The 12,854-nt window shown below is 72.8% G+C and carries 13 protein-coding genes; 8 read left to right on the top strand and 5 right to left on the bottom strand.

Annotation, left to right across the window (positions count from 1 at the left end; genetic code table 11):
* Nucleotides 1-14: 14 nt before the first annotated feature.
* On the top strand, nucleotides 15-860 hold the full coding sequence (locus tag OG246_RS11445; protein WP_266459592.1) for a helix-turn-helix domain-containing protein: 846 nt from the start codon (nucleotides 15-17) through the stop codon (nucleotides 858-860).
* Between the two features lie 49 nt (nucleotides 861-909).
* Nucleotides 910-1,509 carry a Uma2 family endonuclease gene (locus OG246_RS11440; RefSeq protein WP_266459589.1) on the top strand — a complete coding sequence of 200 codons (600 nt, stop codon included), beginning with the start codon at nucleotides 910-912 and terminating at the stop codon, nucleotides 1,507-1,509.
* A 1-nt stretch (nucleotide 1,510) separates the two neighbouring features.
* Here the strand turns inward: OG246_RS11440 and OG246_RS11435 are convergent, their stop codons facing one another.
* A complete protein-coding gene (locus OG246_RS11435) occupies nucleotides 1,511-2,437 on the bottom strand; it encodes a DUF3027 domain-containing protein (RefSeq protein WP_266459587.1) in 927 nt (308 codons plus the stop codon).
* A 546-nt stretch (nucleotides 2,438-2,983) separates the two neighbouring features.
* Between OG246_RS11435 and OG246_RS11430 the strand changes: the two genes are divergently transcribed.
* From OG246_RS11430 to OG246_RS11415, 4 genes are all read left to right on the top strand, one after another.
* On the top strand, nucleotides 2,984-4,408 hold the full coding sequence (locus OG246_RS11430) for an MFS transporter (protein WP_266459584.1): 1,425 nt from the start codon (nucleotides 2,984-2,986) through the stop codon (nucleotides 4,406-4,408).
* An 81-nt stretch (nucleotides 4,409-4,489) separates the two neighbouring features.
* Nucleotides 4,490-5,029, top strand: a complete 540-nt coding sequence (locus OG246_RS11425) for a DUF2771 domain-containing protein (RefSeq protein WP_266459581.1) — start codon at nucleotides 4,490-4,492, stop codon at nucleotides 5,027-5,029.
* The gene (locus tag OG246_RS11420) at nucleotides 4,999-5,763 is read left to right on the top strand and encodes a futalosine hydrolase (RefSeq protein WP_266459578.1); all 765 of its coding nucleotides are present in this window, start codon (nucleotides 4,999-5,001) and stop codon (nucleotides 5,761-5,763) included. The genes OG246_RS11425 and OG246_RS11420 overlap by 31 nt, the downstream gene beginning before the upstream one ends.
* Nucleotides 5,747-6,601 carry a 1,4-dihydroxy-6-naphthoate synthase gene (locus OG246_RS11415; RefSeq protein WP_266459575.1) on the top strand — a complete coding sequence of 285 codons (855 nt, stop codon included), beginning with the start codon at nucleotides 5,747-5,749 and terminating at the stop codon, nucleotides 6,599-6,601. Before OG246_RS11420 ends, OG246_RS11415 begins: the two co-directional genes overlap by 17 nt.
* A gap of 41 nt (nucleotides 6,602-6,642) precedes the next feature.
* Here the strand turns inward: OG246_RS11415 and OG246_RS42760 are convergent, their stop codons facing one another.
* Nucleotides 6,643-7,026, bottom strand: coding sequence for a cold-shock protein (locus tag OG246_RS42760; protein WP_323178289.1), 384 nt, complete (start codon nucleotides 7,024-7,026; stop codon nucleotides 6,643-6,645).
* A gap of 216 nt (nucleotides 7,027-7,242) precedes the next feature.
* On the opposite strand from OG246_RS42760, the gene OG246_RS11405 reads away from it, so the two are divergent.
* Nucleotides 7,243-7,500, top strand: a complete 258-nt coding sequence (locus tag OG246_RS11405; protein WP_266459572.1) for a hypothetical protein — start codon at nucleotides 7,243-7,245, stop codon at nucleotides 7,498-7,500.
* Here OG246_RS11405 and OG246_RS11400 read toward each other — a convergent pair.
* Nucleotides 7,470-8,120 carry an HAD family hydrolase gene (locus OG246_RS11400; RefSeq protein ID WP_266459569.1) on the bottom strand — a complete coding sequence of 217 codons (651 nt, stop codon included), beginning with the start codon at nucleotides 8,118-8,120 and terminating at the stop codon, nucleotides 7,470-7,472. The genes OG246_RS11405 and OG246_RS11400 overlap by 31 nt on opposite strands.
* A 336-nt stretch (nucleotides 8,121-8,456) precedes the next feature.
* Nucleotides 8,457-9,443 carry a hypothetical protein gene (locus OG246_RS11395; RefSeq protein ID WP_266459567.1) on the bottom strand — a complete coding sequence of 329 codons (987 nt, stop codon included), beginning with the start codon at nucleotides 9,441-9,443 and terminating at the stop codon, nucleotides 8,457-8,459.
* Nucleotides 9,444-9,622: 179 nt separating this feature from the next.
* Between OG246_RS11395 and OG246_RS11390 the strand changes: the two genes are divergently transcribed.
* Complete coding sequence (locus tag OG246_RS11390; protein WP_266459566.1) at nucleotides 9,623-12,184, top strand: helicase C-terminal domain-containing protein; 2,562 nt, start codon at nucleotides 9,623-9,625, stop codon at nucleotides 12,182-12,184.
* Nucleotides 12,185-12,197: 13 nt separating this feature from the next.
* Here the strand turns inward: OG246_RS11390 and OG246_RS11385 are convergent, their stop codons facing one another.
* Nucleotides 12,198-12,737 (bottom strand): hypothetical protein, encoded by a 540-nt coding sequence (locus tag OG246_RS11385; RefSeq protein WP_266459565.1) that lies wholly within the window; start codon nucleotides 12,735-12,737, stop codon nucleotides 12,198-12,200.
* Nucleotides 12,738-12,854: the final 117 nt, after the last annotated feature.

The raw sequence follows: 12,854 nt of genomic DNA, 5'->3' as shown, positions 1-12,854 counted from the left end.
CAGAACCCTTCCCGATGGACACGCAAAACCCTAGCGCTCCCGCGCGCCCCCAGTCCCGTACTCGGGCCAGGAATCACCCCCACTCCGGCGTGATTCACGACAACGCCCGCCACACCGAGCGCTTCACGGTGGTCGGCAACCACCTCGCCCAGCACCCGGAGTTGTCGGGCCTCGCGATCGGACTGGCCGTCCACATCCAGTCCCTCCCCACCGGCGCCTCAGCAGACATCAAGACCCTCGCGGCCCGCTTCCCGGAGAGCCCGGCCCGTATCGCCGCCGCTCTGCGCGAGTTGGAGGCCCACGGCTACCTGCGCCGCACCCGCGAACGCGTTCCCGGCGGCCGCATCGTCACCCGGACCGTGTCCTGCAACCGGCCCGGACCCCGCGACCAGGCCGCCGACACCCCGAAGCCACCGCGCCGCCGCCCGGACGCCACCCCACCCCGTAAGAAACTCCCGCCCGTCCCGCAGCCCGCCTACCGCTCCCCCACCCTCCTCCAACAGGCGACCGACCTCCTCGCCGGCCTCCGTCGCCAGGACCCCCGCCTCCTCCTCTCGGCCACCGACGCCGAACACCTCGCTCCCGGCGTCGCCGCCTGGCTGGAGCGCGACCTCACCCCCACCGCCGTACGCCACGCTCTGACAGCGGACCTGCCACCCGAGGACCTACGCCGCCCGGCCGCCCTCCTCGCCCACCGCCTGACCGCCCAACTGCCGCCGCCGCCGCCGTTCCGAGCCCCGGCCCCACCCCCGGACGTACGGCACCCGCTCCAGAACTGCGACGGCTGCGACCACGCGTTCCGCTCCCTCACACCAGGTCGCTGCCGCCTCTGCCGAACCGATCTTCCGGAGGCCGCCTAACATGAACGTGACGATCCTTGCCCCTGGGCACAGACGAGGAGCGAACGCCATGACCATCGCCCCGGACCACGCCCAGCAGGGCGCCTCGCACCTGTACCGGGCCATGCGCGACTTCGTGGAGTCCACGGACGGCACCCTCCCCGGCAAGTTCGAGATCACCAAGGAAGGGATCGTCCTCGACATGATGTCGCCTGTGCGGCCGCACGAACTCACTGCACTCCGTCTCCGGAAACGCCTGGAGAAGGTCATGCCGGAGGAGATCGTGGCGCACACGGGCGAGCCTGACGTCGAAGTGGCGCCGGAAGGCATCATGCGCCGCCCCGACATCATGGTGATCGCCGAGGTGGACATGGAGGGAGAAGGGTCCTTCGACCCTCGTACGCTCGTCGCCGCCGTTGAGATCGTCTCCCGCTCCAACCCTGACAACGACTGGATCGGCAAGGTACGGGACTACCCGCTGATCGGCATCCCCGTCTACGCGATCTTCGACCCCCGCACCGGCACCGGCGCCGTCCTCACCGACATCCACACCACCGCCGACGGCCCGCGCTACGCCACCCGCAAGGACTTCGTATACGGCGAGGACGTCACCATCGGCGACTGGACGATCTCAACGGAGAACCTGCCGCGCTACACCCCCACGCCCTGACCTACGAGTGCCCCAACTCCGCCGCAGCCTCGTCCGAGACCTCCGACACCGACCCCGAGTCCGCCGCCGGCCGCAGTGGGAAGGGGTCCACCCGGGTCTCGTCGATCACGTGCGGCGCCGGACGCGGTGGTGCGGGCATGACCGCGGCCTCGGAGTGGCCGCCGCACCCGTAGGCGAGGGAGACCACGTGACCGTCGGCCGGTGAGAACTCGTTCGCGCAGACTCCGAACGCCTGTCCGAGCGAGCCCCCGATCCGATTGAGGAAGCCACAGCTGACGCACGACGCCGGCGCGGCCTGCGCCATGGGCGTCTTCGGCCCGTACGACTCCTCCCAGCGGTCGGCCGCGACATGCAGCCCGTACCGCGACAGGACGCGCGCACGGCGCAGCCCCAGCTCCTCGGCGACCGACGCGATCGAACCGCGCATCGGCGAGAGGAGCAGGCCCGCGGGCGTCACACCCGAGACCTCGGCGTCCTCCGCCTCCACCAGCTCGGCCATCTCCTCGGAGAGGGGCGAGTTCGGCGGGGGCTCGTCCTCGCCGGTGTAACCCGGCTCCAGGCGCAGATCCTCGGCGTCCGTGGGCAGCAGGTCGCCCGGGCCCAGGTCACCGGGGCGCAGGCGCTCGCTCCACGGCACCCACTCGGGGGCGAGGAGGGAGTCCGGGCCGGGCAGCAGCACGGTTTCGTCGAGGGTGACGAGCTTCGCGCGGGAGGCGCGGGCGACGGTCACGGCCCAGCGCCAGCCGCGGTAGCCCATCTCCTTGCACTCGAAGAAGTGCGTGACGACTCGGTCCCCTTCGGAGACCAGCTCCACATGCTCGCCGACGACGCCGGGTGCGGCTGCCTCCTCGGCGGCGGCGCGGGCGAGGTCGACTGCCTCGGCGCACAGGCGGTCGGGGGTGCGGCTTCGCGTGGTCGCTGCGCTCACAGGTATCGCTTCTCTCCTACGCCGTCTCACGGGTGCGCCATTGCTCGGCGGGGGTGCGGACGGAGCGGACCAGGGGACCGCGTCGACGTCCGCGCCCGATCGCGCTCGGGCGCACCTACGTCATCCATTCTGCGGGATGACCGAGAGGCGCGCGGCCGAGAACAATCGCCACTAGCGCGCTACGCACGCTACCTTCTCCTGGCCCCTGGGCCCACACCGGCGGGCCTCTTCGGCGCTCCGCGCCGGGTTTTTCGCCGCTCCGCGGCCCCCACTCCGGCCGCTCCGCGCCCTGATTCCCGCCGCTCCGCGCCGGATTTTCCCACCCACCCGCCCGTCTCGGTCGGCTGGAAAGCACCGAAAAAACACCGACTGCGCCGGAGGCGCCACCAGCGCACCGAAAGGGGCCCGCCCGGGGATGCGCCCACCAGAACCCAGGCCCGCCCCCGCCAAAATCCCGCCCGAGGCACCCACCCCGCGGGCCCCCACTCGGCCCCCATACGCGCGGTAACCGCACTACGCACCCCCATCTCGGGGCACTATGACGGAGTGGCAGCCGCAAGGTCGCCCCACGGAGCCACCGGGATCGGCGGGGCCAAGGGGACCAACCGGAGTGGCGGATCGGCCCGAGTGAGCGGGCCCGTCCGTGCGGTCGGTCGCGCCCTGCACTTCCCGGTGACGGGGACTGCGCGCGGTATCCGCAAGGCGACGCACGCGCACGGGGCGGGTGAGTCCGGGCTCGGGAAGCTGATCGAGCTGCACGGGGTGAACGGCGCAGGTGACGTCATGATCACCGTCGCCCTCGCCTCCACCGTCTTCTTCTCGGTGCCCACGGACGAGGCCCGCGGCCGCGTCGCGCTGTACCTCGCCATCACCATGGCGCCCTTCACCCTCCTCGCCCCCGTGATCGGGCCGCTCCTGGACCGCCTCCCGCACGGCCGCCGCGCCGCGATGGCGGGCGCGATGCTCGCCCGGGCCTTCCTGGCGCTGCTGCTGTCGGGCGCGGTGGTGACCGGCGGTATCGAGCTGTATCCCGCCGCGCTGGGCGTGCTGGTGTCGTCGAAGGCGTACGGGGTGGTGCGCAGCGCCGTCGTGCCACGACTGCTGCCACCGGGGTTCTCGCTGGTGAAGGCGAACTCCCGGGTCACCCTCGGCGGGCTGCTCGCCACCGGTGTGGCCGCGCCGATCGGGGCGGGGCTGCAGGTGCTCGGCCCGCGCTATCCGCTCTACGGCGCCTTCGTGATCTTCATCGCGGGAATGTTCCTGTCGTTCTCGCTGCCGCCCAAGGTCGACTCGGCCAAGGGCGAGGACAAGGCGCTCCTGGCGGCGGATCCGGAGCATCTGCACGGGCCGCACCTGAAGAAGGTCAAGCGCCCGGGGCTGCGCACGGTCGGTACGGCCGTCACGCACGCGCTCGCCGCGAACGCGTCCCTGCGCTGCCTCTCCGGCTTTCTGATCTTCTTCCTCGCGTTCCTGATGCGCGAGCATCCGCTGGCCGGGGCGAGCGCGGCGGCCTCGCTGGCGATAGTGGGTATCTCGGCGGGCGTGGGCAACGCGCTCGGCACGGCGGTCGGCGCATGGCTGAAATCGCGCGCTCCCGAGATCATCATCGTGACGGTCGTCGCGTTCGTGCTGGCGGCCGCGATCACCGCCGCCGTGTTCTTCGGCGCGGTCGTGGTGGCCTGTCTGGCCGCGGTCGCCGGGTTCGCGCAGGCTCTGGCCAAGCTGTCCCTGGACGCCCTGATCCAGCGGGACGTGCCCGAGCTGGTCCGTACGTCGGCCTTCGCGCGCTCCGAGACGATCCTGCAGATGGCCTGGGTCATCGGCGGCGGCATCGGCATGGCGCTGCCTCTGAACGGCACGCTCGGCCTCTCCGTGGCCGCAGCGATCGTCGCCACCGGCTGGCTCACCACCGTGCGGGGACTGATCGGGGTGGCCCGGCACGGGGGCCGTCCGCGGACACGCGTGGCATGACCCGGCACGCACCTCATGCGGGGGGCGGCACGCCGTACCCCAGGTGGGGGGAGCGGTGGGCGTGCCCGATAGCCTTCGCCCATGACCTCCCTGCCCCGCGGCAGAGCCGCTATTGAATCTGTTCTTGGATCCGTTCCCGGATCCAATGGATCTTCTGGATTCAGCGCCGCGCGCCGCCGTCGCGCCGTTGCCGTTGTCGGAGCCGTGTCCGCCGGACTTCTCACCCTGTCCGCCTGTGACAAGCCGACGCCGCTGGCCACCATCACGGTCGGCGACAACTCGGTGAGCTCCGAGACCGACTGCTACAACGACGGCAAGGAGGTGAAGGCCGAGGAGCTGGCCAAGTGCCTCAAGTCCAAGGACATCAAGTCCATCAAGGTCGACCCCGACGAGACCGTGCGGTTCGGTGTGGACCCCGACATCGCCGAAAAGGGCTGGACGATCCTGATGAACGGTCAGCCGCTGACCGACTCCAGCAAGAAGACGTACCGCACGATCCCGGGCAGCGTGTTCTTCAACGCGCAGTACGGCGCGAGCGGCAACTCCACGCTCGTCTCCATCAAGGAGGGCGACACGACGGTCAGCGGTCTGTGGTCCTTCACGCTCAAGAAGGACTCCTGACCACGTCTTCCGTACGTGCGGCACGCATCCTCGTAGCCACCGCGGTCCCGGTCGAACGGGACGCGGTGGCCCGGGCGTTCGCGCCTCCCGCCGCCCGTGAGGTCCCGCTGCCCGGGGCAACCCTCCACCGGGCCGGTGCCTACGACCTCCTCGCCGCCGGCGTCGGTCCCGCCCTCGCCGCCGCGTCCACCGCCGGGGCCCTCACCGCGGCCGCCCTGTCGGACACCCCGTACGACCTCGTCGTCTCCACGGGCATCGCCGGCGGTTTCCAGCCGGACGCGCCCGTCGGATCGCTGGTCGTCGCCGACGAGATCACGGTGGCGGATCTGGGCGCGGAGACCGCGGACGGTTTCCTGACCGTCACCGAGCTCGGCTTCGGGGTCGTCAGCCACCGTCCACCCGAATCACTCGTACGAGACGTCGCGGCGGCCACGGGTGGACGCGCCGGGACGGTACTGACCGTGTCCACCGTGACCGGCACCGCCGCCCGCGCCGCCGGACTGCGCGCCCGCCACCCCCGCGCCCTCGCCGAGGCGATGGAGGGCTTCGGGGTCGCCGAGGCCGCCGCCGCGCACGGCGTGCCCGTCCTTGAGCTGCGCGCGGTCTCCAACCCCGTCGGCCCGCGCGACCGCGCCGCCTGGCGCATCGGCGAGGCCCTCACGGCACTCACCGAGGCCTTCGGGAAGCTGGCGCCCGTCCTGGAGAGTTGGAACCCACATGACCGCACTCACTGAGCCCCTGCAGATCGCGTACTCGCCCTGCCCGAACGACACCTTCGTCTTCGACGCCTGGGCCCACGGCCGGGTGCCGGGCGCGCCCGCGCTCGACGTCACCTTCGCGGACATCGACATCACCAACGGCATGGCCGAGCGCGGCGAGTTCGACGTACTGAAGGTGTCGTACGCCGTGCTGCCGTACGTCCTCGACGAGTACGCGCTGCTGCCGTGCGGCGGTGCGCTCGGCCGGGGCTGCGGGCCGCTGGTCCTCACCCGGGAGCCGGAGGCCGACCTCACGGGCCGTACGGTCGCCGTGCCGAGCGAGAGGTCGACGGCGTACCTGCTCTTCCGCCTCTGGGCCGCGGACGTCCTGCCCGGCGGGGTCGGCGAGATCGTGGTCATGCCGTTCCACGAGATCATGCCCGCCGTACGGGACGGGAAGGTCGACGCGGGACTCGTCATCCACGAGGCGCGTTTCACGTACCAGAACTACGGGCTGCACAAGCTCGCCGACATGGGCGAGCACTGGGAGCGGACGACCGGACTGCCCATCCCGCTGGGCGCGATCATCGCCAAGCGCTCGCTGGGCGAGGAGCGGCTGACGGCGCTCGCCACGGCGGCCCGTACGTCGGTCCGCATGGCCTGGGACGACCCGGAGGCCTCCCGCCCCTACGTCCTGGAACACGCCCAGGAGATGGACCCCGCCGTCGCCGACCAGCACATCGGCCTGTACGTGAACGAGTTCACGGCCGATCTGGGCGACGACGGGTACGCGGCGATCCGGGGACTGCTGACGCGTGCGGCGGCCGAGGGGCTCGTGCCGCCCCTCGGGCCGGATGCGCTGAACTTCCCTTAGTCGGTTGCCGGTCGGCTGGGGCCTGTCCGGCGGATCAGGCTCTAGACGTCGAGCTGGTCGGCGACCGCTCGCAGCAGGCCCGCGATCTTGCTGCCGGAGGCCTTGTCGGGGTAGCGGCCCCTCTCCAGCATCGGCGTGATGTTTTCGAGGAGGGTCGTCAAGTCCTGGACGATGGAGGCCAGTTCGTCCGGCTTGCGGCGCTGTGCGACCGCGACGGAGGGGGTCGGGTCCAGGAGGATCACCGAAAGCGCCTGGTCGCCGCGCTGGCCGGCGACGACGCCGAACTCCACGCGCTGGCCGGGCTTGAGGACTTCGACTCCGGCGGGCAGGACCGAGGAATGAACGAAGACGTCGCCGCCGTCGTCGCGGGAGAGAAAGCCGAAGCCCTTCTCGCTGTTGAACCATTTGACCTTGCCGGTAGGCACGTCTGTCCTCGTCCTCGTACTCGTCGGAAACTGCTCTGGAAACTTGCTGGGTAGTGCTTTGCAACTGCTCGGCTCGTGCGCGGCAACTGCTCGGAAACTGCTCTGGATAGCACTACAGCGGGTCGTCGGACCCGCCTGTACCAAGGCTAATGGTCCGGCGGCTGCTGACAAGACGTCGCCGGATTGTTCCTTCGCGCTGGGAACTACCCTGGTCGGGTGCGTGACAAAACCCAAGCGAATTCCGCAGAAGCCGGTGACCGGCTGATCCGTGCCGGTGCCATCGTGTTCTTCATCGGTGCCGTGGCCACTCTGGTCACCGTGGCCCCGCTGTTGCTCGATACGACGCCATTCCCGACGTACATGTTCGGATTGAGCATGTTCATGGGCGTCGGCTTCCTGATGGCCGGCGCGGGGGTGTTCCAGTCACTCGCCGCGGGACGCCGTCAGGCGCGCGCCGCCCGCGTCCCGCGGTAGTCCGTCAGCCAGGCCGGGAACTCCGTCAGGTCGGCGAGTACGACGTCCGCGCCCGCCGCGCGCAGTTCCGCCGCGTCGCAGGGGCCGGTGGGCACCGCGACGGCGTACGCGTCCGCGGTGTGTGCGCCGCGGACGTCGCCGGTGTGGTCGCCGACGTACACGCTCGCGCCGTGTTCGCGCAGCGCCTCCGCCTTGCGCTCCGCCCACAGGTTGCCGATGACCGCGTCCGGTTCGATGCGCAGGTGCTGGAGGTGGAGCTTGGCGTTGGGCTCCCACTTCGCGGTGACGACGACCGCGCGGCCGCCTGCCGCCTGGACCGCCGCGATGGCCTCGCGGGCGCCGGGCATCGCGGGGGTGGCCTTGATCGCGTACGTGGGGTACATCTCGCGGTAGACGTCCGCCGTCGCGGCGACCTCGTCCGCCGGGAACCAGTTGACGAGCTCCTCCTCCAGGGGTGGCCCGAGCCGCGTCACCACCAGGTCGCAGTCGATGTACGTGCCCGTCCTCGCCGAAAGCGCCTGGTAGCAGGCGTGGATCCCGGGCCGGGAGTCGATCAGGGTCATGTCGAGGTCGAAGCCGACGGTGAGGGGGGTGAGGGGGGTGAGGGGGCGCGGTGTCATGTGGGTCATTGTGCCGAGGGGGGTGGGGGGTGGGTTTTTCGCCCCCTCCGCCCCTACCCGTCCCTTGCTTCCTGGGGGCTGCCGCCCCCAGACCCCCGCATCGCGCTGACGCGCTCGTCCTCAAACGCCGGACGGGCTGAAAGATCTCCCCCGGCCGGGGCGAAAGATTTCAGCTCCGGCCGGGGAAAGATTCAGCCCCTCCGGCGTTTGAGGAGCGGGGGTCCAGGGGGCGGAGCCCCTTGGCGGGGTCTGGGGCGGAGCCCCTTGGCGGGGTCTGGGGCGGAGCCCCAGGAGCAAGGGACGGGTAGGGGCGGAGGGGGCGAAAAACCACCCCCGTCACCCCCGCCGCTGCGACCGCCAGACCAAATACACCGCCGACCCCACCGCCGCCCCCCGCACAACCCACGGCCACGTCTCCCCGATCGCCTCGTTCATGTGGCCCTCGGCGATCGGCTCGCCCCAGCGGTCGTTCATCCGCCCCCACAGCCAGACGATGCCGGCCGTGGCCGCAAGGCCGGGCAGCACGAGGACGGCGCCCTTCGACTCGGCGGGGGTCAGCCGGCGCGAGGCGTAGGCGATGAGCCAGCCGAGGACGAGGGCGAACCAGTTGCCGAGGACGGCGCCCGCGACGAGGAGAGCGGCGGCGAGCAGGAGGAGGGGGTTGCTCCACCCGCCGAGGCGCGGGAGTCGCAGGAGACGACGGCGCGGAGCCCGGACTTCGTCCTCGACCTCGACCTCGACCTCAGGCACCGCTTCCTTGGCGGCCACCTCATCCTTCTCCACTGGCGGCGGCTTCAGTATTTCGGGAATCTCCACCCCGCCCACGAACCCCGGCACGCTCTCCCCCAGCCCGAGCGGAGTACTCCCCACCCGCCACCAGTCCGGCTGAGTCGCGCTGTCCCCCAGCTCCTGCGCGCTGGCGAGATGCGGCGGCGCGGGAACGTCGTCGTCGAACGCCGGGCCGGGACCGGACTCCGCGGGCCGCGGCCGGGGCACGACGCGGCGCAGCCCCTTGGGGCGGGGCGCCGGTTCGTCGGCGTGCCGCTGGGTGGGGACGGCCGCCCAGGAACCCGTCCCGGCGGCCTCCCCCGGGGTGCCCGCGCCCGCGGCGGCGACGATCTCGTCGGGGGTGCCGAGGCGGTCGAGGATGCGGCGGACGGCGGCGGGGCTGTCGGCGGCGGCCTTCGCCCGGCGGCGGTCGATCTCGTTGCGCAGTTCCGACACGAGCCGCATGCGCGTGGCGGACGGCACCTGGCGCTGCTGGGCCAGGTCTCCGACCCGGCTCAGATAGTCGAAGACGAGCTGGTCGCTCTCAATTCCCACGAAGTCCCCTCCGAGGGGCGCGCGTTGGATACCTCGTGGTCACGACGGTACCGGGTTTTGCATACCCGCCGCTCCCGGGCGATCGGGCCCTTCCGGCGCGCGGGGAACGGGGTCCGGACCGGAGCCCCGGGCCGGGGAGGTCAGGGGCACAGCAGGTGAAACCCGCTACCGTTGGCCGGATGAGCACCGAGGAGCACCCCACCACGGACCCCGCCCCCGCGGGGAACGCTCCGCGTTCGCTGGCGGAAGCCCTCCGCGCACGCGACGACGCCTCGCTGTCCGCGCTCCTCCGTAGCCGCCCGGACCTGATCACCCCCGTCCCCACGGACCTCACGCAGCTGGCGACCCGGGCGGGCACCCGTGCGTCGGTCGTCCGCGCCCTGGAGCGTCTGGACCGGTTCGCCCTGCAGACGGCGGAGGCGCTGGCCGTGGCGCCCGAACCGGCGGCGTACGACGAACTGCTCGCCCTGCTGGCGGGCGACGACCGCGACCCGGCGGTCAACCAGGCGTTCCCGCGGGCCCTCGGCACGCTCCGCGAGCAGGCCCTCGTCTGGGGGCCCGACGACCGGCTGCGGCTCGTCCGCACGGCCCGTGAGCTGCTCGCGCCGTCCCCGCAGCACCCGTCCCCGACGGGTCTTGGCCCGACGGTCGCGGAGGCCACGGCGGGCATGTCGCCGGGGCGGATCCAGGAGATCGTGACCGCGGCCGGGCTGCCGAGCACCCATGACTCCGTGTCGGCGGTGGCGTCGCTGACCGGCCTGTTCACGGATCGCGCCCGGATGTCGGCGCTCCTCGACGAGGCCCCGGCCGAGTCGGTGGACGTACTGTCCCGGCTGGTGTGGGGGCCGCCGTACGGGCAGGTGACCGCCGACCCGGCGCGCCATCTGCGCTGGCTGATCGCGCGGGGGCTGCTGCTGCCGACGGCGCCCGGCACGGTCGTACTGCCCCGGGAGGTGGCCCTGCACCTGCGGGCGGGCCGCGCGCACCGGGTCACGGAGCCGGTGGGGCCGTCCGTCGAGCCCGCGGCGACGCACCGTCCACAGGTTGTGGACAGCACGGCGGCGGGCCAGGCGTACACGGCCCTCGCCACCGTCGAGGAGCTGCTGAAGGACTGGCACGAGGGCGGTCCGGCCGTGCTGCGCGCGGGCGGGCTGAGTGTGCGGGATCTGAAGCGGACGGCGGTGGCGCTGGACGTGTCGGAGCCGGTGGCCGCGTTCTGGGTCGAACTCGCCTATGCGGCGGGCCTGTTGGCGTCGGACGGGGTGGCGGAGGAGCGGTACGCGGCGACGCCCAAGTACGACGAGTGGCTTGAGCTGCCGGCCGCCGAGCGCTGGGTCGGGCTCGCCTCGGCGTGGCTGGCGTCGACTCGTACGCCGGGCCTGGTCGGCGGGCGGGACGCGAAGGACCGTACGTTGTCGGCGCTCGGCCCGGGCCTGGACCGCTCCGCGGCCGTCGAGGTCCGCCACCGCGTCCTCGCCCTCCTGGCCGCCCTCCCCGAAGGCGCCTCCCCCACCCAGGCCTCCGTCCTCGCCCGCCTCCAGTGGGAACGCCCCCTGCGAAGCCCCCAGTCGACGGACGACCTGCGCACCCGGCTCGCCCGATGGACCCTGTCCGAGGCGGAGTCGCTGGGCGTGACGGGCCGGGGGGCGCTGTCGGCGCAGGGGCGGGCGCTCCTTGGCTTGCCACCGGCGACTCCCCAGGACGCGGAGCCCGCAGGGCCCGGCGACAAGCTCCCCGTCCACAAGCGCCCGCACCCGGCCCCCGAGTCCGCCCGGTCCCCTGCCGAGCAGGCCGCGGCCGGCGCCCGGGCGGCCCGGCTCCTCGCCCCGCTCCTGCCCGAGCCCCTGGACCACGTCCTCCTGCAGGCGGACCTGACCGCGGTCGCGCCGGGCCCGCTGGACCGCCCGCTCGCCGACACGCTCGGCGTCCTCGCGGACGTCGAGTCGAAGGGCGGGGCGACGGTGTACCGCTTCACGCCGGGGTCGGTGCGGCGGGCGCTGGACGCGGGCCGGTCGGCGTCCGATCTGCACGCGTTCCTCGCCGCGCACTCGCGGACGCCCGTCCCGCAGCCGCTCACGTATCTGATCGACGACGTGGCGCGCAGGCACGGCCATCTGCGGATCGGCTCGGCGTCGGCGTACGTGCGGTGCGACGACGACTCGATGCTGAACGAGATCCTCGCCGACAAGCGGTCGCAGGGGCTGCGCCTGAGACGCCTCGCGCCCACCGTGCTCGCCGCGCAGGCGGAGCCGGCGGCCCTCCTCGAAGGGCTGCGCGCGATGGGTTTCGCGCCCGCCGCCGAGTCCGCGGAGGGCGACGTCCTGATCACCCGCGCACACGCCCACCGCACCCCGCCGCGTACCGCACCGGCGCCCGTCCCGGACGGCCCGCCGGTCCCCGACGCCACCCTCCTCGGCGCCGCGGTGCGCGCCATCCGCGCAGGCGACCTGGCCTCCACGACGCCCCGCAAGCCCAACGCCGACGACCGGCCCGGCAGCGCCGACCTCCCCCGCACCAGCCCCGCCGAGACCCTCGCCACCGTGCAGGCCGCCGTCCTCACCGGCGAGGCCCTCTGGATCGGCTACGTCAACGCCGAGGGCTCCGCCACCCAGCGCGTCATCGCCCCGATCCGCGTCGAGGGCGGCTTCGTCACGGCGTACGACCACACGGCGGACGAGGTCAGGACGTATCCGCTGCACCGGGTGACGGGTGTCGCCGAGCTCGCGGAGGACGCCGGCTGACCGGCGGGATCGGTCAGCAGTCCGTGACCCGGGCGTCCGCGGGGAGGCCGAAATGGGCGCGGGCAGCGGCTTTCAGGGACGTGTCCGACATGGCGCCGTCGAGTTCGGATTCGGTGAAGAAGCCGAAGTGGTCCTTCTCCCACTCCGCGTAGCCCGCGCCGTCCGGCGGTTCCTCCCGGGATACGACGCGGTAGCCGCCGTTGGTCTCCCGCTTCAGTCGCACCACCTGCGGGTATTTGGAACCGCCGCACTCCACGAGAGTGCCGCCGCGCACCCCGTACTCCATGCACAGCGTGGTGACACCCGCCCGTACGAGGCCGTCGCGCTCGGCGAGGTCCACGGCCTCCGCCCGGCAGAACCAGCGCGCTCTGAGACCGGGCACCGTCTCCCCGTACCCGCTGCCCCGCGAGTCGGCCGCGAGCCGGGCCTCGATCACCGGCCGTACCTCGCCCCACAGGCGGGCGTCGACGTCCTTCGGCCACAGCACCCACGCGCCCGTCGCCACCAGCACCGCTGTGGCTCCCAGGCCCGCCCCCCACCTGCGTACCGACATCACCGCGAGCTCCTCACCGCGCCGCGCGCCTGCGCCGCTTCCGCCGGTCAAGACAGCTGTCGGGGGTCCGGGGTTGCACGCGGGGTCCGTCCACTGTGAGCTGCGCCCCGCCGCGAA

Origin of the sequence: Streptomyces sp. NBC_00620 (assembly GCF_026341825.1) — a bacterium.
Taxonomy (GTDB): Bacteria; Actinomycetota; Actinomycetes; order Streptomycetales; family Streptomycetaceae; genus Streptomyces.
Note: the sequence above shows the minus strand (reverse complement) of the source record. Positions and strands in the feature narration are given on the sequence as shown.

Coding starts and splice junctions, on each gene's coding strand:
- OG246_RS11400 (WP_266459569.1), bottom strand. CDS start 8,120: ATGACACCGCGCCCCCTCACCCCCCTCACCCCCCTCACCGTCGGCTTC.
- OG246_RS11415 (WP_266459575.1), top strand. CDS start 5,747: ATGACCGCACTCACTGAGCCCCTGCAGATCGCGTACTCGCCCTGCCCG.
- OG246_RS11440 (WP_266459589.1), top strand. CDS start 910: ATGACCATCGCCCCGGACCACGCCCAGCAGGGCGCCTCGCACCTGTAC.
- OG246_RS11390 (WP_266459566.1), top strand. CDS start 9,623: ATGAGCACCGAGGAGCACCCCACCACGGACCCCGCCCCCGCGGGGAAC.
- OG246_RS11425 (WP_266459581.1), top strand. CDS start 4,490: ATGACCTCCCTGCCCCGCGGCAGAGCCGCTATTGAATCTGTTCTTGGA.
- OG246_RS11385 (WP_266459565.1), bottom strand. CDS start 12,737: ATGTCGGTACGCAGGTGGGGGGCGGGCCTGGGAGCCACAGCGGTGCTG.
- OG246_RS11445 (WP_266459592.1), top strand. CDS start 15: ATGGACACGCAAAACCCTAGCGCTCCCGCGCGCCCCCAGTCCCGTACT.